The 22,674-nt window shown below is 62.7% G+C and carries 24 protein-coding genes, 2 pseudogenes and 1 riboswitch; of the genes and pseudogenes, 13 read left to right on the top strand and 13 right to left on the bottom strand.

The annotated features are described in order from the left end of the window. Positions 1–70: 70 nt before the first annotated feature. From Tal182_RS28485 to Tal182_RS28455, 7 genes are all read right to left on the bottom strand, one after another. On the bottom strand, positions 71–892 hold the full coding sequence (locus Tal182_RS28485) for a bifunctional allantoicase/(S)-ureidoglycine aminohydrolase (RefSeq protein WP_085861667.1): 822 nt from the start codon (positions 890–892) through the stop codon (positions 71–73). A gap of 55 nt (positions 893–947) precedes the next feature. Next, positions 948–2,804 (bottom strand): ABC transporter ATP-binding protein, encoded by a 1,857-nt coding sequence (locus Tal182_RS28480; protein WP_085861666.1) that lies wholly within the window; start codon positions 2,802–2,804, stop codon positions 948–950. Between the two features lie 34 nt (positions 2,805–2,838). Continuing rightward, the gene (locus Tal182_RS28475) at positions 2,839–4,035 is read right to left on the bottom strand and encodes an aminotransferase class V-fold PLP-dependent enzyme (protein ID WP_085861665.1); all 1,197 of its coding nucleotides are present in this window, start codon (positions 4,033–4,035) and stop codon (positions 2,839–2,841) included. 135 nt (positions 4,036–4,170) lie between these two features. After that, positions 4,171–4,683, bottom strand: coding sequence for a RidA family protein (locus tag Tal182_RS28470; RefSeq protein WP_064812235.1), 513 nt, complete (start codon positions 4,681–4,683; stop codon positions 4,171–4,173). Between the two features lie 49 nt (positions 4,684–4,732). After that, positions 4,733–5,602, bottom strand: coding sequence for an ABC transporter permease (locus Tal182_RS28465; RefSeq protein WP_085861664.1), 870 nt, complete (start codon positions 5,600–5,602; stop codon positions 4,733–4,735). Then, a complete protein-coding gene (locus tag Tal182_RS28460; protein WP_085861663.1) occupies positions 5,602–6,543 on the bottom strand; it encodes an ABC transporter permease in 942 nt (313 codons plus the stop codon). The genes Tal182_RS28465 and Tal182_RS28460 overlap by 1 nt, the downstream gene beginning before the upstream one ends. Before the next feature lie 83 nt (positions 6,544–6,626). Continuing rightward, the gene (locus Tal182_RS28455) at positions 6,627–8,153 is read right to left on the bottom strand and encodes an ABC transporter substrate-binding protein (RefSeq protein ID WP_085861662.1); all 1,527 of its coding nucleotides are present in this window, start codon (positions 8,151–8,153) and stop codon (positions 6,627–6,629) included. A 228-nt stretch (positions 8,154–8,381) separates the two neighbouring features. Here Tal182_RS28455 and Tal182_RS28450 point away from each other — a divergent pair, with 228 nt between their 5' ends. The 9 genes and pseudogenes from Tal182_RS28450 to Tal182_RS28415 all read left to right on the top strand — a co-directional run bounded on the left by Tal182_RS28450 (position 8,382) and on the right by Tal182_RS28415 (position 14,270). Then, positions 8,382–8,966 (top strand): DUF1349 domain-containing protein, encoded by a 585-nt coding sequence (locus Tal182_RS28450; protein WP_064812231.1) that lies wholly within the window; start codon positions 8,382–8,384, stop codon positions 8,964–8,966. 95 nt (positions 8,967–9,061) lie between these two features. Continuing rightward, positions 9,062–9,158: riboswitch (TPP riboswitch) on the top strand. A 41-nt stretch (positions 9,159–9,199) separates the two neighbouring features. After that, entirely contained in the window at positions 9,200–10,000 is an 801-nt protein-coding gene (gene thiM, locus Tal182_RS28445; RefSeq protein ID WP_085861661.1) for a hydroxyethylthiazole kinase, read from the top strand. Beyond that, positions 9,997–10,632 (top strand): thiamine phosphate synthase, encoded by a 636-nt coding sequence (gene thiE / locus Tal182_RS28440; protein ID WP_085861660.1) that lies wholly within the window; start codon positions 9,997–9,999, stop codon positions 10,630–10,632. The genes thiM and thiE overlap by 4 nt, the downstream gene beginning before the upstream one ends. After that, positions 10,629–11,462: a bifunctional hydroxymethylpyrimidine kinase/phosphomethylpyrimidine kinase gene (thiD, locus tag Tal182_RS28435; RefSeq protein WP_085861659.1), complete on the top strand. Its 834-nt coding sequence runs from the start codon at positions 10,629–10,631 to the stop codon at positions 11,460–11,462. The genes thiE and thiD overlap by 4 nt, the downstream gene beginning before the upstream one ends. Before the next feature lie 214 nt (positions 11,463–11,676). Next, the gene (locus Tal182_RS28430) at positions 11,677–12,156 is read left to right on the top strand and encodes a GNAT family N-acetyltransferase (protein WP_085861658.1); all 480 of its coding nucleotides are present in this window, start codon (positions 11,677–11,679) and stop codon (positions 12,154–12,156) included. Positions 12,157–12,180: 24 nt separating this feature from the next. Continuing rightward, positions 12,181–12,396 (top strand): annotated as a pseudogene (locus Tal182_RS32585) (glycoside hydrolase family 3 protein); the annotation flags it as partial. Continuing rightward, positions 12,394–12,627, top strand: a pseudogene (locus Tal182_RS32580) (ABC transporter ATP-binding protein); the annotation flags it as partial. The pseudogenes Tal182_RS32585 and Tal182_RS32580, both read left to right, overlap by 3 nt. Further along, positions 12,624–13,523: an ATP-binding cassette domain-containing protein gene (locus Tal182_RS28420; protein ID WP_085861656.1), complete on the top strand. Its 900-nt coding sequence runs from the start codon at positions 12,624–12,626 to the stop codon at positions 13,521–13,523. The pseudogene Tal182_RS32580 and the gene Tal182_RS28420, both read left to right, overlap by 4 nt. A gap of 69 nt (positions 13,524–13,592) precedes the next feature. After that, positions 13,593–14,270 (top strand): hypothetical protein, encoded by a 678-nt coding sequence (locus Tal182_RS28415; RefSeq protein WP_085861655.1) that lies wholly within the window; start codon positions 13,593–13,595, stop codon positions 14,268–14,270. A gap of 6 nt (positions 14,271–14,276) precedes the next feature. On the opposite strand, the gene Tal182_RS28410 is transcribed toward Tal182_RS28415, so the two are convergent. The 3 genes from Tal182_RS28410 to Tal182_RS28400 all read right to left on the bottom strand — a co-directional run bounded on the left by Tal182_RS28410 (position 14,277) and on the right by Tal182_RS28400 (position 16,331). Next, positions 14,277–15,071, bottom strand: coding sequence for an aldolase/citrate lyase family protein (locus Tal182_RS28410; protein ID WP_085861654.1), 795 nt, complete (start codon positions 15,069–15,071; stop codon positions 14,277–14,279). Between the two features lie 63 nt (positions 15,072–15,134). Next, positions 15,135–15,335: a hypothetical protein gene (locus Tal182_RS28405; RefSeq protein WP_085861653.1), complete on the bottom strand. Its 201-nt coding sequence runs from the start codon at positions 15,333–15,335 to the stop codon at positions 15,135–15,137. 90 nt (positions 15,336–15,425) lie between these two features. Next, complete coding sequence (locus Tal182_RS28400; protein ID WP_085861652.1) at positions 15,426–16,331, bottom strand: LysR family transcriptional regulator; 906 nt, start codon at positions 16,329–16,331, stop codon at positions 15,426–15,428. A 96-nt stretch (positions 16,332–16,427) separates the two neighbouring features. Between Tal182_RS28400 and betC the strand changes: the two genes are divergently transcribed. Then, positions 16,428–17,993, top strand: coding sequence for a choline-sulfatase (betC, locus tag Tal182_RS28395; RefSeq protein ID WP_085861651.1), 1,566 nt, complete (start codon positions 16,428–16,430; stop codon positions 17,991–17,993). Here the strand turns inward: betC and Tal182_RS28390 are convergent. Continuing rightward, entirely contained in the window at positions 17,947–18,807 is an 861-nt protein-coding gene (locus Tal182_RS28390) for a TIM barrel protein (RefSeq protein WP_085861650.1), read from the bottom strand. The genes betC and Tal182_RS28390 overlap by 47 nt on opposite strands. 65 nt (positions 18,808–18,872) lie before the next feature. Then, positions 18,873–20,243: an amidase gene (locus Tal182_RS28385; protein ID WP_085861649.1), complete on the bottom strand. Its 1,371-nt coding sequence runs from the start codon at positions 20,241–20,243 to the stop codon at positions 18,873–18,875. 267 nt (positions 20,244–20,510) lie between these two features. On the opposite strand from Tal182_RS28385, the gene Tal182_RS28380 reads away from it, so the two are divergent. Both Tal182_RS28380 and Tal182_RS28375 read left to right on the top strand, forming a co-directional pair. After that, complete coding sequence (locus Tal182_RS28380) at positions 20,511–20,786, top strand: hypothetical protein (protein WP_170965832.1); 276 nt, start codon at positions 20,511–20,513, stop codon at positions 20,784–20,786. Between the two features lie 111 nt (positions 20,787–20,897). Continuing rightward, positions 20,898–21,335 (top strand): DUF1810 domain-containing protein, encoded by a 438-nt coding sequence (locus Tal182_RS28375; protein WP_085861647.1) that lies wholly within the window; start codon positions 20,898–20,900, stop codon positions 21,333–21,335. 36 nt (positions 21,336–21,371) lie between these two features. Here Tal182_RS28375 and Tal182_RS28370 read toward each other — a convergent pair whose 3' ends face one another. Continuing rightward, positions 21,372–21,878: a hypothetical protein gene (locus tag Tal182_RS28370; RefSeq protein ID WP_064812214.1), complete on the bottom strand. Its 507-nt coding sequence runs from the start codon at positions 21,876–21,878 to the stop codon at positions 21,372–21,374. Positions 21,879–22,135: 257 nt separating this feature from the next. Here Tal182_RS28370 and Tal182_RS28365 point away from each other — a divergent pair, with 257 nt between their 5' ends. Then, on the top strand, positions 22,136–22,654 hold the full coding sequence (locus tag Tal182_RS28365) for a tetratricopeptide repeat protein (protein WP_085861646.1): 519 nt from the start codon (positions 22,136–22,138) through the stop codon (positions 22,652–22,654). Positions 22,655–22,674: the final 20 nt, after the last annotated feature.

Here is a 22,674-nt window from a genome sequence, read left to right as displayed (position 1 = left end):
AGCTGTCAAGCAACCGAACAGGCTGATCGGGGGCGGGCCGCCCGCGTGCGGCACGCGTCGCGGAAAGCGACTACCAGAGCTTCATATGGCGGTTGACGTCCTTGTAGAGCAGGTAGCGGAACCGGCCGGGACCGCCGGCGTAGCAGGCCTGCGGGCAGAAGGCGCGCAGCCACATGAAGTCGCCGGCCTCGACCTCGACCCAATCCTGGTTCAGGCGGTAGACGGCCTTGCCTTCCAGCACATAGAGACCGTGCTCCATGACATGGGTTTCCATGAAAGGGATCACCGCACCCGGCTCCAGGGTCACGATGTTGACGTGCATGTCGTAGCGCACGTCGGCGGGATCGATGAAGCGAGTCGTTCCCCAGCGTCCGTCGGTGTCGGGCATGGCGCGGATCGGATGGTCGTCCTCATGCGTGACGATCGCCGGCGGCGGCTCCAACCCCTCGACCTCCTGAAACGCCTTTCGGACCCAGTGGAAGATGGCAGGAGCCGAACCATCATTTGTGAGGCGCCAGGCCGAACCCGCCGGAATGTAAACAAAGGAGCCGGCGCGCAGCGCATGGCTGACGCCTTCGAGCTCGACCGTCATGCCGCCTTCGACGACAAACAGCACCGCTTCGGCCCGCTTGTCGGGTTCCGGCCGATCGCTTCCGCCGCCCGGCTGAACTTCCATGACATATTGCGAGAAGGTCTCGGAGAAGCCCGAAAGCGGCCGGGAGAGAACCCATGCCCGCGTTCCCGTCCAATGCGGAAGGAGGCTCGTGACAATATCGCTCATGACACCGCGGGGGATGACCGCGTAAGCCGTGGTGAAAACGGCCCGGCCCGAAAGCAGCTGGCTCTGCGGCGGCAGACCGCCGAGCGTGGAAAAATACTCTGTCTTGTTCATCGGTGCGGCTTTCCAAGCATTTGTCTCTGCATCTGCTTTATGCGCCGCTGTTCCGTTAGGCAACTCCCAGTCCGGAGGAGCGATCGGCCATAACCAGATGGCCCGGCCCGACCTCGCGATAGGAGGCTTTCGGAGGGGCATAGTCGATCGGGCGCATCGGGCTCTTGATCTCGTCGTTCGCCACCATGCGCTTTTCGTGGCGGCGGTCGGGATCGGGCACCGGCACGGCGGCGATGAGTTTCTTCGTATAAGGGTGCTGCGGATTTTCGAAGATGGCGGCGCGCGGGCCGATCTCGACGATCTCGCCGAGATACATCACCGCCACGCGGTGGCTGACACGCTCGACCACCGCCATGTCATGGGAGATGAACAGGAAGGCGAGGTTGAGGCTCTGCTGCAGGTCGAGCATCAGGTTGATGACCTGCGCCTTGATCGAGACGTCGAGCGCCGAAACGCTTTCGTCGGCAACGATGACCTTCGGTTGCAGGGCGAGCGCCCGGGCGATGCAGATGCGCTGGCGCTGGCCGCCGGAAAATTCATGCGGGTAGCGCGCCGCCATATCCGGGGAGAGGCCAACCTTCACCAAGAGATCGGCGACGACCTCCTTTGCCTGTTTCGCATTGCCCATCCTGTGCTCGAGATAGGGTTCGGCGATCGCAGCACCCACCGTCATGCGCGGATTGAGGCTGGCGAAGGGATCCTGGAAAATCATCTGCACGGATTTGCGCATTTCGCGCAGCTCCTTCCTGTCGAGGCCGAGCACCTCCCTGCCCTCGACGAGCACCGAACCGGCCTGCGGCTCGATCAGGCGCATGATCGCCCGCCCTGTCGTCGATTTGCCGCAGCCGGATTCACCGACGAGCGACAACGTCTCGCCGGCATGGAGATCGAAAGAGACGTTTTCGACCGCGTGCACGCGGCTCGTCAGCCGGCCGAACAGGCCGGAGTGGATGTCGAAGCGCTTGGTGAGGTTCTTCACCTCCAGGACGGGCGTCACTGCCACCGTATCGGCTGCCTCGGCGGGGACGTCCGATTCGCCCGTCGCCGTGTTGACCACGGGAAAACGCAGCGGCCTCTGCCGGCCCTGCATCGAGCCGAGCACCGGCACGGCCGACAGCAGCGCCCGTGTGTAGGGATGTCTGCCGCGGTGGAAGATATCGGCGGTGGCGCCGCTTTCGACCTGTTCGCCGCGATACATCACCACCGTCCTATCTGCGATCTCGGCGACGACGCCCATGTCATGGGTGATGAAGAGAACCGAGGTTCCCTCCTCCTCCTGCAGCATCTTGATGAGATCGAGGATCTGGCCCTGGATCGTCACGTCGAGGGCCGTCGTCGGCTCGTCGGCGATCAGGAGTTTCGGCCGGCTGGCGAGCGCCATGGCGATCATCACGCGCTGGCGCATACCGCCGGAAAAACGATGCGGATATTCGTCGAAGCGCAAGGCGGCCGAGGGGATGCGGACCTTCTCCAGGAGCCTGATCGTTTCGGCCCTGGCGTCGGCCCAGCTCATATCGGAATGGCAGAGCAGCGCTTCGGAGATCTGATCACCGATGGTGAAGAGCGGATTGAGCGAGGTCATCGGCTCCTGGAAGATCATCGCCACTTCGTTGCCGCGCACCTGCCGCATGGCATGCTCCGGCAGGGCGAGCAGATCGCGGCCGCCGAGCATGACGCGGCCCTCGATGCGGCTCGTCTCCGCCTGCAACAGCCGCATGATCGACAGCGACGTCACGCTCTTGCCGGAGCCGGATTCGCCGACGATCGCCACGGTCTCACCGGGCGCAACGGTGAAGGAGACATCGCGCACGACCGGTTTCCAGGCGCCGTCGACCAGGAAGGACGTGGTCAGCCGGTCGACGGAAAGAACAGGGTTCAATGTCTCGATCGGCTGGGCTTGGGCGTTGGCCATGTCGGCTCCTCTTGCGGCGAATGAGAACGGCGGATCAATCCGGCCAGCGTAGCAATCCGTCGAAGCGGTGCCTGCTGCGGTTTTCGATCGGGGTTGCAATGATCTCGTTGGAGGCACGCGCCTTGTCGAACTCCTCAGCAAGACGGTTTGCGACGATCACCTCCTGGCCCGGATGCAGGTTGCACGGGTCGAGATAGAAATAGCGGTGCTCCACTTCGTGGTCGCGCACGATGATCGGCGGATTGCCTCTTGCCAGCGCATCGACCAGATCCCAGGCGGTGATGTGGGCCTCCTCCGCATCGACGATCAGGCGCAGCCGGTCGAGAGGATTGTTGGTCGGGTCGGGCTCGATCAGCGCAGTGACGCCGGGACGGCCGTCGAGGGTGTTCTTCCAGAGATTGAGATAGCCGGTCTCGCGTTCGCGGATGCCGGCATGGTCGCGGCTTTCCCAGGCTTCCAGCGCCGCCATGACCCCGAAGATACTCTCCTTGCCGACCTTCATGCCGCGGCCGATGCCCATATTCTGCAGGAAGGCATGGCGCACCAGCTCCTTGCTGCCGGCAACGATGCCCGAGGTCGGGCCGCCGAGAAATTTGTGGCCGGAGTAAAGCGCGATATCGGCCCCCTGCTCCAGGAAAATCCTGAGGTCGTATTCCGAGGCCGCGTCGACGATGACGGGCACGCCCCTGGCATGGGCGATCTCGACGAATTCCTTGAGGTTCAGCAGACCGTAATCGACGACATGATGGGAAACGACATAGACGGCAGCCGCGGTCTTGTCGGTGATGGCGTTTTCCATATGGAAGCGATGAGTCGAAGTCGCCTGTCCCACAAGCACGACCTTGCCGCCGGCAAGTCTGATCGCCTGGTCGACGGGCGCACCGTAGCTCACGACATGGCCCATCTGCACCAGCACTTCGTTCTTCTCGGACACGGCATACGGCAGTTTCTCGATCGCAAGCAGGTTATCGCCGGTGATTGCTCCGGCGACGGCGAGCGAAATGCCGGCCGAGCAGGAGGCGGTGACGAAACCCGCCTCGCCACCGGTCAGCCGGGCGATGACGCTGCTCGCCTTGCGCTGCAGGTCGTTGATTTCAACGAAGTGCGGCAGGATCGATGCCATCGCCTCGATCGCCTCCGGCACGACGATCGATGCGCCGAGGCTGGTCATCGTGCCGGACACGTTGATGACGGGGCGAAGGCCGAGCGACGGTCTGATATCATTGGGCATGAAGATCTCCGGAAGTCTGGGGCGAAGGGCAGAACATGGTGCGATCATCCGGCAGTGTCGAGCCGCCGGAGAATGGCCGCGGGTTAAAATAGAAAAAGCTCATCCGAAGACCACTCCAAAGATGAAAACATCTCGTCAGCCATGCAAGGCGACGATTGCCTCGATCTCGACGGTGATGTTGCCGGGCAGTGAGCCGAAGCCGACAGCCGAGCGGGCATGTTCGCCAGCCGCGCCGAAGACGGCGATCAACAGATCCGAGCAGCCGTTGATGACGCTCGGATGATCCTCGAACTCAGGCACGGCATTGACCATGCCGAGCAGCTTGACCACTCGCTTGACGCGGGAGAGATCGCCGAGCGCATCATGCATGACGGCAAGCAGGTTGATGCCGGTCAGCCGCGCGTGCCGGTAGGCATCCCCGACATTGACGCCGCCGCCGACCTTGCCGGCATGCAGGAAGCCATCGGACTCGCGCGGCCCCTGGCCGGAAAGATAGAGCATGTTGCCTTCCACCACATGGGTGACGAAGTTGGCGATCGGCGGCGGTGGCGGCGGCAGCGTAATGCCGAGGGCGGCTAACCGTTGGTAAGGCGAATTCTCGACCTTGCCGGCGGCGGTTGGAAACTGATTCACGCGAACTCCTGTCATGCGAATTTTCGATTGGCGGATTTGGATTGGCCGGCCGCTGGTCGACGGATTAAAGGTCCTTGCGCAGTCTCGGGTCGAGCATGTCCCTCAGGCCATCGCCGACCATCTGCAGCGACAGCACCGAGAGGACGATCGCCACGCCGGGGAAAAGCGTCATCCAGTCGGCCTGGCCGATATATTGCCGGCCGGCGGCGATCATCGTTCCCCAGGTCGGGATTTCCGGGCTGACGCCGAGGCCGAGGAAAGAGAGACCGGCTTCGGCAAGCATCGCACTGGCAAAGAGGAAGGTGGCCTGCACCAGGATCGGCGACAGCAGATTGCGCAGCACGTGCCGCGTCATGATGTGGAAAGTGGAAATGCCGAGCGCCCTCGCCGCCTCGACATAGGGCAGCTCGCGAATGACAAGAGTCGAGGCGCGGACGATACGGGCAAGACGCGGCGCATAGACGATCGACAGCGCGATGATGACGGTCGTCAGCGACGGGCCGAGAGCGGCGACGAGGGCGATCGCCAGCAGAATATCGGGAAAGGCCATCATCGCATCAATCAGCCGGGCGATCGGCGTATCGAGCTTCTGGAAGAAGCCGGCGAGCAGGCCAAGCGTGACGCCGATAGCGGCCGACAGGGCGACGACCGCGGCACCGACCAGCAGCGACAGGCGGCCGGCGAAAATCGTGCGCGAGAAGACGTCGCGGCCGAACTCGTCGGTGCCGAAGAAGAACGTGCCGCTCGGCGGCTTCAGCCGATTGACGATCGAAAGCTTCGACGGCGAATAGGGCGCGACCACAGGCGCGAAGACCGCCAGCAGCACGAAGACCGTCATGATCAGCAGGCCGAAGGCCACTGTCCTGCGCTTCATCAGGCGGCGGACGAATTTACTGCCTTCGGCCTCGGCGGGTTTGATTGCGATATCGGCCATCAGTAGCGCACCCTCGGATCGACCAGCAGGTAGAGCATGTCGATCGCAAAATTGATCAACACATAGAGGGCGGCGATGACGAGCAACGCCCCTTGGATGACGGGATAGTCGCGCCGTAGCACCGCCGAGACGACGAGATTGCCGACGCCCGGCAGGCCGAAGACCGTCTCGGTGACGACAGCGCCCGATATCAGCACCGCCGCCGTCAGGCCGAGCACCGTCAGGATCGGGATCAGCGCATTCTTCAACGCGTGCTTGAGGATGACCTTGCGCTCGACCAGCCCCTTGGCGCGGGCCGTGCGGATATAATCATCGCCGAGCACGTCGAGCATCGAGGCGCGAGTGAAACGCAGGATCAGCGCCGAGGAGACGATGCCGAGCGCAAAGGCCGGCAGCGTCAGATGATACATCCGGTCGGCGAAGGTCGAACCCGGCCCGGCATAACCGGACACCGGGAAGAGGTTGAGCCTGACGGCGAAGAACTGCATCAGGATCAGACCGAGCCAGAAGCTTGGAATGCTGGCGGCAAACATGGCGAGCGTCGTTGCCGCCTGGTCGACGAAGGAGCCGCGCCGATAGGCGGCGTAGATGCCGATCGGCAGCGCGATGACGCTAGCGATGGCAAGCGAAAACAGCGTCAGGAAGAAGGTCGGCTCGGCGCGGTCGAAGAGCGCCGACGTCACAGGCATGTTGAGGAAGATCGACTGGCCGAGATCGCCCCGCAGCAGCTGGCAGATATAATAGACATATTGCAGGCCGAGCGACTGATCGAGCCCGAGCCTGCTTCTGAGATCGGCAATATCCTGCGGCGTCGCATCCGGCCCGAGCATGACGGCGGCCGGGTCTCCCGGCGTCACGCGCACGATGACGAAGACGATCGTGACGACGAGGAACATCACGACGACCATGCCTAACAGGCGCTGGAGGATGTAGCGGATCATGAATGCTGGCCTTCAAGCCTTTGCGGATACGGCAGAAAGGAAGACCGGCGCCGGCCGCAAAGGGCCGGCGCCGGCGGTGATGGTTACTTCTTGATCGAAGCATTCCAGAAATACGGCCACGGGGCCGGGTCGACGCCGTCGAGCTTGACCGATTTCGCCGAGACGGCGTTGAAATCGCCGATCTTCATGAAGGGCGCGTCCGTATAAATGGCCTTCTGGACATTGGCCCAGAGCGCCACCCGCTTCTTCGGATCGACTTCAGCGGTGAAGGCATCGACGGCGGCCTTGCGGGCCGGCGTGTCCCACCAGCCGGGCGAGCTGGTCGAGAGCGAGCCGATCAAGGCCGGCTCCGGCAGGAAGGGGCTGTGGGTGATGTAGATATCCCAGAGCTTCGGATCGGTGCGGCGCTGCGTCAGCGTCGCCCAGTCCACCACCTGCATATCGACGGTGAAGCCGGCAAGCTTCAGATATTCGGCGGCGACCTGCGCCATCTTGTAATGGAACTCGTATTGGCGGCTGGTCAGGATGCGGACCGGCTCGCCATTGTAACCCGCTTTCTTGGCGGCAGCCGCCGCCCCTTCCGGATCGGCGACATTATAGGCGCCCTCGACGCCGGCATCCGTCGACCAGGCAAAGCTCTTGGGGTAGATGGCGCCGTCGAGTGCATAAAAATCCTTGCTGCCGAAAGCGGCGGCCAGCATGTCTTCCATGCTGAGCGCCTGGCGGATCGCCTTGCGAACCTCGACATTCCCGGCGACACCTTCCTTCGTGTTGAAGACGAAAACAGGATAGCCGAAGGGCTTCAGCATGACCGGCTGCGAGGCCGTCGAGCCCTTCAGCTTGTCGTAGGATTCGACCGGGATCGAATCGACATAATCATACTGGCCGGAAACGGCGGCCTCGACGCGGGTGTTCGGATCCGGCACCGGCACGAAGCGGATTTCGTCGAGATATTGATGGCGGGCGCCGCCATAACCATTGCTGTCGCCTTCGCGCGACTTGTATCCGTCGAAGCGAACGAGCTGGATATATTGATCGGCCTTGCGCTCCTTCAGCATATAGGGGCCGGTGCCGATGAACTCCTTCATCGGTTCGTCCTGCTTTTCCGACGGGATGATGATCGCCGCCGAATTGTTGAAGGCGAGCAGCGAGGTCAGCGGCGCATAGGGTTGCTTCAGCGTGATGGTCACGGTCGCGGGATCGGCGGCAGCGATCTTGTCGATGAATCCGGCCACCTGCTTGCCGCGCGAGGCGATCTTCATCCAGCGGTTCAGCGAGGCGACGACATCATCCGAGGTCATATCGCTATTGTCGTGGAACTTGATGCCGGTCCGGAGCTTGATCGTATAGGTTTTGCCGTCGGCGCTAATCTCGGGCAGGCTTTCGGCCAGAAGCGGCGTGACGTTCCAGCTCTTGTCGAAGGTGTAGAGCGTTTCGAAAATATGCTGGGTGACGATGCCGACGAGATCGGCCGTCGACGACATCGGATCGAGCGTCGGCGGCTCGCCGATCGTCGCGACATTGATGACGCCGCCCTTTTCCTGGGCAAACAGGGTCGAAGGCAGAGCGACGAGCGCGGTGCCGAGCAGGAATGCGACAAGCGTTTTCATATGAGGGCTCCCGTTAAGTTCCACAATTATGTAATTCATCTTTTTGTAACAGAATAAGAGATGAAGTAATCGTGTCAAGCGGAAGCCCACGGATTATGTCGTGAGACGAGGGTCGCGACGGCCAACACCGCCGAACCGCGGGTGCGGCTGGCCGCCTTCGCGAAGCTCGCGCATTATGGGGGCGCTAAGAATCGGCAGCGCCCGCGGCTTCAATAAAGCGAGGATGGAATGGACATCGATTTCAACAACGGAAAATGGCTGAACGAACCGACAAGCTGGCACGCCGACGCAACCGGTCTGACGCTGACGACAGGCGAGAAGACCGATTTCTGGCGGGAGACCTATTACGGCTTCACCCGCGACAGCGGCCACTTCCTCGCCTTCCCCACCGCCGATAGCTTCACCGCCCAGATCCGCGTGCAAGGCGAGTTCCGCACCCTCTACGACCAGGCCGGCCTGATGGTGCGCCTCGACGAAAAACGCTGGGTCAAGACGGGCGTCGAATTCACCGACGGCGAAGCCTTCCTCAGCACCGTCGTCACCGACGGCAAGTCCGACTGGTCCGTTTCGCAGCCCTTCAAGGAACTTGAGGATTTCCACATCCGCGTTACCGTCGCAGCCGGCGCGCTACGCATTCAGGCCTCCAGCGACGGCAGCCGCTGGCCGCTGCTGCGGTTAGCGCCCCTCCCGATTGCCGACAGATACGAGGTCGGGCCGACCGCCTGCACGCCGGAACGCAGCGGATTGACAGTGCAGTTTTCGGAGTTTTCGATCGGGGCAGCGATTACGACGGATCTGCATGATTTAAGTTGAGGAACGCTGTGATCCCTTCAACCAGCTTTGTCGGAAGGCAGGCGAAACGTCATTTTCGGGATGACAGCCGCGTGGTTCTCTGCGAAAAAGAGCGCGATGAGAGACAGGGGCGTTCGTCGACAGACGGGCTGAGAAGAACCCTTCGAACCTGAACCGGATAATGCCGGCGGAGGGAGTCGCTCGGGGATCGCCGTAGACGCCGCCCCGCGCCTGCCCCGCCTGAAAGGGGCGCTATGCAGAGCAAGACCACCTCAGCCATGCTGGAGGCGATGCGCGAAAAGCCGCCGCTCGTCCACTGCATCACCAATTATGTCGCCATGAACATCGCGGCCAATGTCCTGCTGGCATCCGGCGCTTCGCCCGCCATGGTGCATGCGGCTGAGGAAGCCGGCGAATTCGCCGGCATCGCGAGCGCGCTGACCGTCAACATCGGCACGCTGTCGACCCAATGGCTCGACGGCATGCAGGCGGCGGCGAAGGCCGCGGCCGCAGCCGGCAAACCCTGGGTGCTCGATCCGGTGGCGCATTATGCGACGGGCTTTCGCCGCCAAGCGGTCGCCGATCTGCTGGTGCTGAAGCCCACGATCATCCGCGGCAATGCCTCCGAGATCATCGCGCTTGCCGGCGGGGAGAGCCGCGGCCAGGGCGTCGACAGCCGCGATCCGGTCGAGCAGGCGGAGGATTCGGCCAGTCGGCTCGCGGAGCGGCAGCAGGCAATCGTCGCCGTCACCGGCGCCGTCGATTTCGTGACCGATGGCGCGAGGGCGGTGCGCATCAAGGGCGGATCAGTGCTGATGCCGCAGGTCACCGCACTCGGCTGCTCGCTCACCTGCCTGGTCGGAGCTTTCGCCGCCACCGCGCCCGAGGATCTGTTCGGCGCCACCGTCGCAGCGCTCGCAACCTTTGCCGTCGCCGGCGAAGATGCCGCGCTCGGGGCGGCCGGCCCCGGCTCCTTCGCCTGGCGCTTCCTCGATGCGCTGGCCGCGCTCGACGGCGAAGCGCTGGATGCGAGAGCCAGGGTATCGATCGCATGAAGGCTTTCGACCTTTCGCTCTACCTCGTCCTCGATCCGGATCTCTGCGCCCGGATCGGCATGGTCGAGACCGCCCGCCTTGCCGTTGCCGGCGGCGCGACGATGGTGCAGCTGCGCGACAAACAGGCGGGGATAGCACGCATGATCGAGACCGGCCGCGCCTTGAAACAGGCGCTCGGCGGCACCGGCGCCCACCTCATCGTCAACGACGCCGTCGAGGCGGCGATCGCCATCGGCGCCGATGGCCTGCATATCGGCCAGGAAGACATGGATGCGCGCACCGCGCGGGGGATGATCGGCCCCGACATGATCCTCGGCCTCTCGGTCGAGACCGAAGCGCTCGCGGCTGCCGTCGATCGCGATCTCGTCGATTATACCGGCGTCGGCCCGGTCTTTGCGACGCCGACCAAGGCCGACCACAAGCAGCCGATCGGCTTTGACGGTCTTGCCAGGCTGGTGCAGGTCTCGCCGGTGCCGTCCGTCGCCATCGGCGGGTTGACAGCGGAGCATGTGGCCGACGTGTTTGCCGCCGGCGCCAAGGGGCTTGCCGTCGTCTCCGCCGTCTGCGGCACGCCGGACCCGGAAGCCGCCACACGCCGCATCGCCGCAGAAATCCGAAAGGTCCCGGCATGATCCGCAACGTCCTCTCCATTGCCGGCTCCGACCCATCAGGCGGCGCCGGCATCCAGGCCGACCTCAAGGCTTTTTCGGCCCGCGGCGTCTACGGCATGGCGGTGCTGACCGCGCTGACGGCGCAGAACACCCAAGGGGTCACCGGCGTGCATCTGGTGCCGCCGCAATTCGTTGCCGACCAGATCGATGCCGTCTTTGCCGATGTGCGCGTCGATGCCGTCAAGATCGGCATGATTGCCAATGCCGGCATCGCCGAAGCCGTCGCCGCCGCCCTTTCCGCAGCTCTGGCCGCAGCAACCGCCAAAGGACGCAGCATTCCCGTCGTCCTCGATCCGGTGATGATTGCCAAAGGCGGTGCCGCCCTGCTCGCGCCCGAAGCGGTCGACGTGCTGACGCTGCGGCTGCTGCCGCTCGCCACGATGCTGACCCCGAACCTGCCGGAGGCCGCCGCGCTGCTGCACCAGCCGGTCGCGACGAACCGGGTAGAGATGGCAGCGCAGGCCGAACGGCTGCGCGCCCTCGGCCCGGCCGCCGTGCTGGTCAAAGGCGGTCATCTCGACAGCGACGACAGCCCCGACGTGCTCGCCGCCGCCGACGGGCTGCATTGGTTCGAAGCCCAGCGGGTGCCGACGAAGAACACCCACGGCACCGGCTGCACACTCTCCAGCGCGCTGGCGGCCGAGCTTGCCAAGGGCGCTTCGGCGCGGCAGGCGGTCACCACCGCCAAGGATTATCTTGCCGGCGCGGTCGCCGCCGCCGGCAGCCTCAGCGTGGGCTCCGGCCACGGTCCGGTGCAGCATTTTCATGCGCTCTGGAAAGACGGCGCATAGGCGCTCAAATCGAAGAACATCTCCTATCGAACGGCCCGGTCTCCCCGGGCCGTTTTCGCCTGTACCAGCGACCCTGCGTTGAGAGCGCAGCCAGGGCGGCTGAATCACTGGCTCAGATTGAAAAACCCTGTTGACAAGCCCGGCGAGATGGCCAAGTCTATGACATAAGAGGGGTATATGTTCCGTAACAACGGAATAATAGGAGGAATGTCGGGTGCCGGACCTGCTTGTGAGCCTTTACTCCACGCAGCTCGCCGAGCTGAAACAGAGAGCCGATCATGTCGGCGCCTCCATCCGCCCGGCCCTCCCCCCGGAACTGCATCTTGTCGTCACCTGGGTTCGCGAACGGTTCAGCGAGAACTGGGCAAGCGAGGTCTCGGTCGCTTTCTCCCGCCAGCCCGTCGCCTGCCTGATCGCCATCGAAGACCGTGAGCTGCTCGGCTTTGCCTGCTACGACACGACGGCGCGCGGCTTCTTCGGGCCGACCGGCGTTGACCCGCAAGTGCGCGGCAAGGGCGTCGGCCTCGCTTTATTTTCCGCCTGCCTTCAGACGATGAAGACGCTCGGCCATGCCTATGCCTTTATCGGCGATGCCGGCCCCGTCGATTTTTACGGCCGAACCGCAGGCGCCATCACCATCCCCGCCCCCGACAGGGGCATTTACGAAGGCATGCTGAGAAGCATGCCGAGATGACCATCTGATACCGGAGCACTAGACTTGTCCTCGACCCCGCTCGCCCTTTTTGTCGGCCTTCCCAATCCCATACTTTCGGATGACGAATTTGCGTTGTTTCGTGAGACCAATCCGCTCGGCCTCTTCGTCGGCCGGCGCAATCAGCGCGAGCCGGAGCAGACGAAACGGCTGATCGAGCGCTTTCGCGAAGCCGTCGGCCGCGACGACGCCCCCGTCTTCACCGACCAGGAGGGCGGGCGCGAGATCCTGCAGCGCATCAACGAATTGCGCCGTCGCTTCGGCTTCTCCGTGCTGTTCATCACCCATGATCTCGGCCTGATGGTGCAGTTCTGCGACCGCATCGGCATCATGCTGTCCGGCAGGCTGGTGGAGCAAAATACCGCCGAAGCGATCTACCGGACGCCGCGGCACAATTATACGAAGAAGCTCTGGGCCTCCTTCCCCTCGCTGCATGGAGGCGTGCTGCTGTGACTGATGCCATTCTCGCACTCGACACGGTGACGAAGACCTTCGGTCATGGCGCGTCCGCCGTTCATGCCGCCCGCTCGATCTCCTTTTCGCTGCACGCTGGCCGAGCGCTGGCGCTGGTCGGCGAATCCGGCAGCGGCAAGACCACCTGCGCCCGTATGGCGATGCGCGAATACCTGCCGACATCGGGCCGCATTCTCTACAAGGGCTGGCCGGTCGAGACGGCGAATTCCGCTGAAATCGCCCGTTACCGCCGCTCGGTGCAGATGATCTTTCAGGATCCCTTCGCCTCGCTGAACCCCGCCCACACCATCGCCCACCATCTGAGGCGCCCGCTGAAGCTGCATCGCCCGGAGATTGCGGGGCACGAAATCGACGTGACCATCCGCGAACTGCTGCAACGCGTCAGGCTCGATCCCGACCTCGTCGCGCCGAAATATCCGCATGAACTCTCCGGCGGCCAGCGCCAGCGCGTCAACATCGCCCGCGCCCTTGCCGTCAAACCGGAGGTGATCGTCGCCGACGAGCCGACCTCGATGCTCGATGTTTCGGTCCGCCTCGGGGTGCTCAACCTGTTGAACGAGATGAAGCAGGAGATGAATCTCGGCCTGCTCTACATCACTCATGATATCGCCACCGCCCGTTATGTCGCCGAGGACATCGCCGTGATGTATGCCGGCCAGATCGTCGAATGGGGCAGCACCGCTCGGGTGATCGACAATCCGCTGCATCCCTATACCAGGCTGCTGCTCTCGGCTGTGCCGGATCCCGACGTCCGTTTCGAGGATCCGAAGGCACGTCTGAGGCCCGATGAGGTCGACGATATCCGCCGACGGTCGGCCGCGCCGCGGGACGATATCGTCGAAGCGGAGCCGGAGCATTTCATGCGAATGGTCTGACGCCGGTTTGCTGGTTTCGCCTCTCTGCCTGTGCTAGGGGACGGCTCTTTCTTGTGAGGCGAAACCATCATGCTGCCCTGGGTCCAACTCGATTCCGCGACCATCCCCGGCGAAGGCGGCGAGTTGCGCCTGAAGCAGCGCGGCAGCGAGTTCTCGATCATGCTCGGCGCCAACGAGCTGATGAACAGCCGCCTCAGCGGCTCGGAAGAAGCGCTCGCCACGCTTTCCTGGGAGCGGATCAAGGCGCATCCGAAGCAGAGGATCCTGATCGGCGGCCTCGGCATGGGTTTCACCCTGCGCGCCGCTCTTGCCGTCCTTCCCGATGATGCCGGCGTCACCGTCGCCGAACTGGTGCCGGCCGTCGTCGCCTGGGCGCGCGGGCCGATGGCCGAAGTGTTCAAGGGCTGTCTCGACGATCCCCGCGTCGGCATCCATCAGGGCGATGTCGGCGAGGCAATCCGCGCCGGCAAGAGCGCCTATGACGCGATCCTGCTCGATGTCGACAATGGACCGGACGGGCTGACCCGCAAATCCAACGACCGGCTCTATGATTTCGCCGGCCTGCGCGCCGCGCGCGAGGCGCTTCGCCCCGGCGGCGTGCTCGCCGTCTGGTCGTCCGGCCCCGATCCGGATTTCACACGGCGCCTCAAGGACAGCGGCTTTGCCGTCGATGTCGTCAATACCCGCGCCGGTCGCAAACGCGGCGTCCGCCACGTCATCTGGCTTGCGGTTAAACCGACCCGCTGACGAAGATCAGCTGCCGGAAGCAATCCTGCGGGCGGCGTTGATGGCCCGGCGGGCGCCGGCGCGCAGTTGCACGGTCTCCGCACCGGCGATGACCAGATCGAAGCCGAATTTCAGCAGCTCGCCGGCCCGCTCGCCGTCACCGGCATAGGCACAGGCGAACTTTCCGTGGGCGCGGCAGCGCGCGACGGCATGCTGCATGGCGCTGTCGATCTCGGCGGCGTTCGGCGCCACCTGGTCGCCGTTCGACAGCGCAATCGAAAGGTCGGCGGGGCCGACGAAAATGCCGTCGATGCCGGTCACGCCGAGAATGCCGTCGATCGCGTCGAGAGCGGCGCGGGTTTCGACCATGGCGATGGCGAGGGTGAGTTCGTTGGCGTTCTTGAGATAGACGTCGGCCGACAGACCGGTATGGTTCAGCGCCAATGACGGTCCCCAGCTGCGCTCGCCGAGGGGCGGATATTTTGTGGTCCTGACCAGAGCGCGCGCGTCCTCGGCCGAATTGATCATCGGTGCGATGATCCCCGAGGCGCCGGCATCGAGCAGCCGCGAAGCGGAGGCGAAATCGCCGACGGGAATGCGCGCGATGGCCGGCTTGCCGGCAAGACGCGTCTGAGCGACGGCGTTTGCCGCCGACTGCATGTCCCACATGCCGTGCTGCATATCCAGCACGACGGCATCGAAAGCTTCCTGCGCCAGATGGTTGACGAGCATGGCGTCGGGGATGCCGACCCAGGCGGAAATCATGCCGCTCTGGTCCTTCCTGATCCGGTCCGCAAAGCTATCGATTTCAGCTGCGCTCATGCCATTCTCCTCATTTCGACAGGCCGCCAGCGGCGGGATTGCCGCCAAACCGGCAGCAGCATTTCATCCTCTGCGGCGAAGCCGCGAGATGATGACCATCACGACGATGCCCGCCGCCGCCAGAATGGCGCCCCAGAGCACCCAGATCGTTTGGGCAATCATGAAACTCGAGGCCGGATAAGGAAAATAGCCGCTTCCCTGCCCGATCCAGATCAGGCCGAGCAGGATCATGAGCAGTCCGATGACATATCCGATGGTTCGCATGCTTCAGCCGCCTTCGCTATGGATTCGCCCCACAATGTCGATCGTCATCGCCGATGACAAGGCTTCTCCTGAGGAGAAATGCAACCGCCACTAATCATTCTTCCCCGCCTCATCCGACAGCCAGGTACTGAGCCTCTCGCTGTGGACGTTTGGAGATCGCGGTGGCACCAGCCAGTAACCCCGGTCTTGCGCCTCCAGTGACGGGCCGGCTTCCAGCAGCATGCCTGCCGAAAGCAGTGTATCGACGAGTCCCATCCAGCCGAGCGCCACGCCCTGCTCGCTCAGCGCGGACTGAACGACCAATGAATAGGTGTTGAAGCTGATATCACCGCGGCCGGCATGGGCGTCGCGCAGGATGGAGAATTCGGCGAAATAGGTGCGCCAGTCGAACCAGGGCGATGGCAGCGGCGCATCGAGATGGATCAGCCTCGCCCCGGCCAATTGCCTTGGATCGTCGAAGGGTCCGTTGCGATCGAGGAATCCCCGCGTGCAGATGGGCACGACCCTCTCCGGCAACAGAAGGGTGCCGACCGCCTCGAACTCCGCCCGCGTACCGAAAACCACCGCGACATCGGCGTCGTCGCGAAATCCGGCCGCAAGCCTCTGCGTCGCCACGATCTGTATGTCCGTTTCCGGATGCAGGAGTCGAAAGCCATCCATGCGGGGGATCAGCCAAAGCGCCGAGAAAGCATAGTCAGTTCTGAGCCTGACGACCGGTCTCTGGGCCTCGGCGCGGAAACTGCGGGCGAGCGCATCGATGTCGCCGACCGCCTTGGCCGCGACCTCCAGAAGCCGCTCGCCTTCCGCGGTCAATTCGACGCCACGATGCTGGCGGCGCAGCAGGCTGACGCCGAACTGCTGTTCCAGCCGGCGGATCTGGTAGCTGACGGCCGGCTGGGTCAGCCTGAGAAGCGTTGCCGCCGCCGAAAAGCTCCCGAGCCGCGCAACCTCGACGAACAGCCGCATCCATCCGAGCTCAGGTGGGTGATCTGACATAAACATACCTTTGAGCAGCCATAGAAAAAAGCTGTCTTTACAGCTCTCATAATAGGCGCTTCAATAAAATCTTCAAATAGCAAAAGGGGAATCGACATGGCGCGCCCGAACATCCTCATCCTGATGGTGGATCAGCTGAACGGAACCTTCTTTCCCGATGGTCCCGCCGATTTTCTTCACGCGCCGCATCTGAAATCACTGGCCGGCCGCTCGGTGCGTTTCGCCAATACCTATACGGCAAGCCCGCTCTGCGCGCCGGCGCGAGCCTCCTTCATGTCCGGGCAATTGCCGAGCCGGACGCGCGTCTATGACAACGCGGCCGAATTTGCCTCCGATATCCCGACCTATGCCCACCATCTGCGCGCGGCCGGATATCAGACGGCACTATCAGGCAAGATGCATTTCGTCGGTCCCGATCAGCTTCACGGTTTCGAGGAGCGCCTGACGACGGATATTTACCCCGCCGATTTCGGCTGGACACCCGACTACACCAAGCCCGGCGAGCGCATCGACTGGTGGTACCACAATCTCGGCTCGGTCACCGGCGCCGGCGTGGCCGAAATCACCAACCAGATGGAATATGACGACGAGGTCGCCTATCACGCCACGCGGAAACTCTACGACCTCTCGCGTGGCCATGACGAGCGCCCCTGGTGCCTGACCGTCAGCTTCACCCATCCGCACGACCCCTATGTCGCGCGCCGCAAATTCTGGGATCTCTATGAGGACTGCCCTGCCCTCGACCCGGCGGTTGCGCCGATCGCCTATGAACAGCAGGATCCGCATTCGCAGCGTCTGATGAAAGCCTGCGACCACGATGCTTTCGACATCAGCTGCGAAGAGGTCAGGCGGGCAAGACGCGGCTATTTCGCCAATATCTCCTATGTCGACGAGAAGATCGGCGAGATTCTCGATGTGCTGGAACGCAGCCGTATGGCCGATAACACGATCATCCTTTTCGTCTCCGACCATGGCGACATGCTCGGCGATCGCGGCCTCTGGTTCAAGATGAACTTCTTCGAAGGTTCGGCCCGCGTTCCGCTGATGATTGCGGCGCCGGGCTGGAAGCCGAAGCGCATCGACCAGCCCGTCTCCACCCTTGACGTGACACCGACGCTCGCCGGCCTCATCGGGATCGATATCGCCTCGTTGAGGCCATGGACCGAAGGCTGGGATCTCGCAGCGCTTGCCGAGGGTAGCGGCAGCCGTGGTCCCGTGCCGATGGAATATGCCGCGGAAGGGTCCGAGGCGCCGCTCGTCTGCCTCAGGGACGGGCGCTACAAGCTCTCGCTCTGCGAGAAGGATCCGCCGATGCTGTTCGATCTCGAGGCCGATCCGCAAGAACTCGAGAATTTGGCGGTCGACCCGGCGCATGCCGACACTTTGGCGCGGCTGGTCGAACAGGCCAGCCGGCGCTGGAATCTTGGCGATTTCGACGCGGCCGTGCGTGAAAGCCAGGCGCGCCGCTGGGTGGTCTACGCCGCGCTGCGCAACGGCGCCTATTATCCCTGGGATTATCAACCGCTGCAGAAAGCCTCTGAGCGCTACATGCGCAACCACATGGATCTGAACGTGCTGGAGGAGAGCCAGAGGTTCCCGCGCCAGGAACAGGCTTTTAAGCCGACCTGCGCGCCGGCGCCTCACGCAGGAAATCCTCGATGAACGCCTTTTGTAGCAGAATGCCTTCCCATTCGTCGGGGAAGAACGGCGAGTCGTAAATCAGCGTGAAAGGACCGGCGTAACCGGCCGTCTCGCACATCTCCAGGCATTTGCGGTAATCCTCGGCATCGAGACCCACAGCGTTATAGTCCGCCTTGGCGTGGCAGATTTCCGCCCGGCGCATGATATCGGCAAGGCCCGGATATTTTTCCGGCGCCGCCCAGTTGCCAAGATCGCCGTTGAGCCCGACCTTGCCGTCCAGCCGGTCCAGCAGCCAGTTCATCTCGACCGGTGACGGCAGCAGGTCGAACCAGTTCTCGACGACGACACGCACGCCGCTGCCTTCCGCCTTTTCGGCCAGCCAGCCAAGATGGCGGGCGGCACGGGCAAGGTTTTCCTCCGTCGGCTTCTGCTTGCCGGCGATGACGCGCATTCTTTGCGCCCCGAGCGCCGCCGCGATATCGATCCACTCTGCCATCCATCTGACATCTCGTTCGGCCGTTTCGGGATGGCTTGGATCGCCGTCCTCGACGAGCAGCGTCTGGAACAGCACGTTCGAGGCCGCCATCGCGTCGCTGAGTTCAGTTAGATAAGCGGCATCAAGGCTCGGCAGATGGAAGGAACAGACCTCCAGCCGGTGGATGCCACGCACGGCGAGCGCCGCCGGCATGTCGATCAGCGCCGCACCGCCGGCCCCGTAGGGCTCTTTCGGCGCCGCACTCTTGGCGGGGTCGGGGCTATAGCCATGAACGGCGCCGAGCAGCCGATGCAGCGACCAGGTCGAAACCGCGAAGCGTCCGTTCTGCAAAACTTGCACGTGCTTTCCTCCAGGATCTCCTCGTCCATCAATGGCAATAAACACCGGGCGGTTCAATTGCGATTTCAGACGAAATCGCCGCGGACCGCCGCCTCGGCGGCAAGTGCCGCCCCCAGCAGCGCCTCGTCGCGACTTGCGGTCGCCGAAAGCAGCAGACCGACCGGCATGCCTGCTGCGCCCGTGCCGCAGGGGATGGAAACGCCACACCAGTCGAGGAAATTGCCAAGCGCGGTGTTGCGCAGCGTCTTGTTATTCGCAGCGAAGAAGAGTTCGTCATCCTCTTCCAGGGGCGCGATCGGCGGAGCGACGTGGGCGACGGTGGGAAAGGCCAGCAGACGATTGCCGATGAGATGGTCGGCATCGGCAATCAGGCGGCTGCGCGCCTGCAGCATCGCGATGTAATCGGGCGCCGTCGTCCTGCTTCCCAAGCGGGTGCGCATGACGACGCGATGGTCCATACGGTCTGCGTCCGGTCCCGCCAATCGCTCCTGGTGAAGGGCGAAAGCCTCCGCCGTCACCAGTGGACCATACCTCGTCATCAGATCGAAGATTTCGCTGAAGGCTGGAATGACGGTGCGGGTAACAGAGGCGCCGGCGCTTTGAAGGCGTTCCAAAGCTGCCTCGAACGCCGCAGTCACGCCCGGTTCCACGGCATCGAAAACGACATTTTCGGGCACGAGCAATTCCAGCCCCCGCAGCGGACGCTCGACGACATCGGGCGCGGTCAGGCCGCGCATCGCCGCATCGATCCACACTGCATCCCTGACGCTGCGGCAGAGCGGCCCCAGCGAATCCAGGCTCTTTGCCAGCGGATAGACGCCGTCCATCGCATGACGGCCTGATGTCGCCTTGTAGCCGATGATCCCGTTGAAGGCGGCGGGAATGCGCACCGACCCGCCGGTATCGGTGCCCATCGCGACCGGCACCAGCCCGGCTGCGACGGCAACACCGGCGCCGGAGGAGGAGCCGCCGGGGATGCGCGGGAGATCGGTACCGCGCGGATTGACCGGCGTGCCGTAATGCGGATTGATGCCAAGGCCGGAAAAGGCAAATTCGCTCATATTGGTGCGGCCTATGGCGACCATGCCCGCCTGCCTGAGGAGACGGACAACCGCCGCATCGCGAGTGGCGGGCGGATCGGCGGCCAGGACAACGGACCCTGCCGTCGTTGGCAGACCCTCAATGTCGAAAAGATCCTTCCAGGCGATCGGAATGCCATCCAGCAAACCGAGCGAGCGCCCCTCCCGCAAACGTTTGGAGGAGGCGTGCGCCTCCTCCATCGCCCGACCTTCGAGCAGTGTGGTGAAGACCGCCTTGTCGGCATAATTTGCGATGGATTCGAATACCGTTTCGGCCACATCGACCGGATCGGCAGTGCAGCCTTGGATGAGGACGGAAAGTTGGGCGACAGACATCGCACCGAAGGATTTGCTCATGGGACGGTCCTGATGAGAGATGCGCCAAGGACTAACCCGGATCATTCGAGCGGGCCAGAGCCTCACGATCTTTTGCATTTATTTGTACGAATTTTTGAACACTGAGTTTGGATATTGCCCCTTCAATTGCCACGATTGAAGACACACATGCATGCACGCATGGCGAGCCGGTTCGACGCGAGGGTGAGTGTTACTCTTCGACCGGTCGCATGTGTTGCAGGAGTAATTAAAATGACAGATTGTGAAACTTTAAGCCGTCGCCAGGATATGGTGACCATCCACGTAAAAGAGGACGAAACTGCCGGTCCAGGCGAGCGCGACTATGTGGAACATGTCAGCGCCCAGAAACTTTCCGGTTTCGAGCGCATCGTCGTGGTCGCAGCGTTGGTTGTCTTGAGCTTTGTTGGTTTTGCCGCATATTCTTCCAGCGAGACGGATCCGGTGACGACATCGGCCATTGCCGCCACCCCTGGTGATACGCCGCACCATCAGCCTTACGGCCATTGCCGCGACAGCAGCCCCTATGCTGAACGGGTCTGCTGACAGGAAAGCCGACGACCCCGGGCGACATCGTTCGCCCAGGGGAGAAGTTTCTTCGCCAGGCATGGAGACCTCTGGCTCAAGGCTGCGTTGACAGCAAAAGGGGAAAGAACCATGGCCGGCAAGATCGATTACAATCTCGAACGTTTCGTCAATGCCCAAAACGGCGTCTACGAGCAGGCGCTTTCCGAGCTGAAGGCCGGACGGAAAACTTCCCATTGGATGTGGTTCATCTTTCCGCAGATCGCCGGTCTCGGCACCTCTGCAATGGCGGAAAAATATGCCATACGCTCTGCCGGGGAAGCCGCCGCCTATCTCGCTGATCCCACTCTCTCAAGCCGGCTGCTACGCTGCGTCGAGGCGATTTTATCGATCGACGGCCGATCGGCCCATGACATCCTCGGCTCGCCTGATGATCTCAAGCTGCGCTCATCGATGACCTTGTTTGCGGCGATCAGCGATCACGGCTCGCCCTTCCACCGGGCGATCGAACGTTTTTATCAGGGAAAATTCGACGAGCGGACGATCGAGATCCTCAGCGCCAAGGACTAAGCGAAGTTGATGAAGGACATGCGCCGCTAAGTTTTTCTACCGGAACGACATTGTACGCTTGATGATTGTTACATGGCAGCAAACGCAAGCCAAAAACACGGATATAAAAAGGACAGTCCCTAGCGGCGAGTAGGATAGCGGCAGGAATGACCAGTCGCCTCGCTGAAGCTGGGGCATCGCAAAGGCGGATAGGTCGGCTTGCGCGACTGCTGCCCGTCCCATGGTCAGACCGGTCGCGATCAGCGCGATATGGGCATGGATGAACCCCGACCGGTAGTGTCTTTGCGGCTGCAGGGCCACTCGAATCCCAAAAATTGATGCGAGCATCAACAGGACCGTGGCACTCCAAATTCCAATCCCGGGCACCGCCAAAAGCAGATAAATCGGCTCGCGCATGACAGGAAGAATTGTCATATGCAGCCACCAGACGGAGGCGCTCGAGGGGTAGCTTTCCAAGAGCAGCATGCTGAGGATGAACATCGATGCTATCGCGTAAGCCAGTGATGGCCCAAGTCGCATCAGTGTGAAAATAGCGATCCGCATAGGGCGTCCGATCCTTTGACCTGAGAGCAGGGTAGGCGACGTTGATTAATTTTCTACTCTGAGAATCACCGAACGCATGATACCAACTTTGAATGGTTGGCACTTATCATGCTGACGCGTTCGGGCGTAGACCGCCTCTGTCGCTTTTTTGTGACTAATTGCTCAAATTCTTGAGTTGTTAGCTTTTTTTTACGATGATTTCCGGTGAGCGCATCCGGATCTTTGGTAAGAACGTCTGATGGGGGATCAAATTGCCAATGTTGCAGATCAGAGCTGGAACCAAATGCATCGCGTTTTTGATAGCGGTTGGAGCGATTTTAGCTGGTTGCCAGTCATCCAGCGATGGCCTCGCTGCTTATGGCGATAGTGCAAAGACCCTCGAGGATGACTCGGCCGTCGCCTTCTATAAGAACGACGAGTTGATAACCAACGGGAAATTGCAGTTCCAGGAAAAGAACTACGGAAAATCCTACGCCATCTACAAGCGAGCGGTTGATGTGTTTCCGCAAGATCCGGCCGCCTGGCTCGGCCTCGCGGCCTCGGCCGACATGGTTGCCCGCTTCGACACGTCGGACCGCGCCTACCAGCAGCTCTCCCGAATGATCGGCAACACCCCGGTCTATTACAACAATATCGGATATTCTCACCTGTTACGCGGTGACTTGCGCACTGCCAGGCGGTACTTCCTAAAAGCCTATGAGCTCGATCCCGGGAACGAAGTCACTGCCCGTAATCTCGAATTGATGAAGAACAGCGTGAAGTATGCTCAGCGCTGATAGGCCCCTCAGCGCTCGGC

It is taken from the genome of Rhizobium sp. TAL182, from assembly GCF_002117725.1.
In the GTDB taxonomy this organism is placed as follows: domain Bacteria; phylum Pseudomonadota; class Alphaproteobacteria; order Rhizobiales; family Rhizobiaceae; genus Rhizobium; species Rhizobium esperanzae.
The sequence above is the reverse complement of the archived record's forward strand: the minus strand, read 5'-3'. Positions and strand labels throughout refer to the sequence as shown.

Bases quoted from the DNA above. Each gene is read 5' to 3' on its own strand.
- Tal182_RS28470 (WP_064812235.1), bottom strand. From the start codon at position 4,683: ATGACAGGAGTTCGCGTGAATCAGTTTCCAACCGCCGCCGGCAAGGTC.
- thiE (WP_085861660.1), top strand. From the start codon at position 9,997: ATGAAGGCTTTCGACCTTTCGCTCTACCTCGTCCTCGATCCGGATCTC.
- Tal182_RS28475 (WP_085861665.1), bottom strand. From the start codon at position 4,035: ATGCCCAATGATATCAGACCGTCGCTCGGCCTTCGCCCCGTCATCAAC.
- Tal182_RS28485 (WP_085861667.1), bottom strand. From the start codon at position 892: ATGAACAAGACAGAGTATTTTTCCACGCTCGGCGGTCTGCCGCCGCAG.
- Tal182_RS28455 (WP_085861662.1), bottom strand. From the start codon at position 8,153: ATGAAAACGCTTGTCGCATTCCTGCTCGGCACCGCGCTCGTCGCTCTG.
- Tal182_RS28410 (WP_085861654.1), bottom strand. From the start codon at position 15,071: ATGAGCGCAGCTGAAATCGATAGCTTTGCGGACCGGATCAGGAAGGAC.
- Tal182_RS28400 (WP_085861652.1), bottom strand. From the start codon at position 16,331: ATGTCAGATCACCCACCTGAGCTCGGATGGATGCGGCTGTTCGTCGAG.
- Tal182_RS28365 (WP_085861646.1), top strand. From the start codon at position 22,136: ATGTTGCAGATCAGAGCTGGAACCAAATGCATCGCGTTTTTGATAGCG.
- Tal182_RS28375 (WP_085861647.1), top strand. From the start codon at position 20,898: ATGGCCGGCAAGATCGATTACAATCTCGAACGTTTCGTCAATGCCCAA.
- Tal182_RS28405 (WP_085861653.1), bottom strand. From the start codon at position 15,335: ATGCGAACCATCGGATATGTCATCGGACTGCTCATGATCCTGCTCGGC.
- Tal182_RS28480 (WP_085861666.1), bottom strand. From the start codon at position 2,804: ATGGCCAACGCCCAAGCCCAGCCGATCGAGACATTGAACCCTGTTCTT.
- Tal182_RS28415 (WP_085861655.1), top strand. From the start codon at position 13,593: ATGCTGCCCTGGGTCCAACTCGATTCCGCGACCATCCCCGGCGAAGGC.
- thiD (WP_085861659.1), top strand. From the start codon at position 10,629: ATGATCCGCAACGTCCTCTCCATTGCCGGCTCCGACCCATCAGGCGGC.
- Tal182_RS28465 (WP_085861664.1), bottom strand. From the start codon at position 5,602: ATGGCCGATATCGCAATCAAACCCGCCGAGGCCGAAGGCAGTAAATTC.
- Tal182_RS28450 (WP_064812231.1), top strand. From the start codon at position 8,382: ATGGACATCGATTTCAACAACGGAAAATGGCTGAACGAACCGACAAGC.
- Tal182_RS28385 (WP_085861649.1), bottom strand. From the start codon at position 20,243: ATGAGCAAATCCTTCGGTGCGATGTCTGTCGCCCAACTTTCCGTCCTC.
- thiM (WP_085861661.1), top strand. From the start codon at position 9,200: ATGCAGAGCAAGACCACCTCAGCCATGCTGGAGGCGATGCGCGAAAAG.
- Tal182_RS28370 (WP_064812214.1), bottom strand. From the start codon at position 21,878: ATGCGGATCGCTATTTTCACACTGATGCGACTTGGGCCATCACTGGCT.
- Tal182_RS28380 (WP_170965832.1), top strand. From the start codon at position 20,511: ATGGTGACCATCCACGTAAAAGAGGACGAAACTGCCGGTCCAGGCGAG.
- Tal182_RS28460 (WP_085861663.1), bottom strand. From the start codon at position 6,543: ATGATCCGCTACATCCTCCAGCGCCTGTTAGGCATGGTCGTCGTGATG.
- betC (WP_085861651.1), top strand. From the start codon at position 16,428: ATGGCGCGCCCGAACATCCTCATCCTGATGGTGGATCAGCTGAACGGA.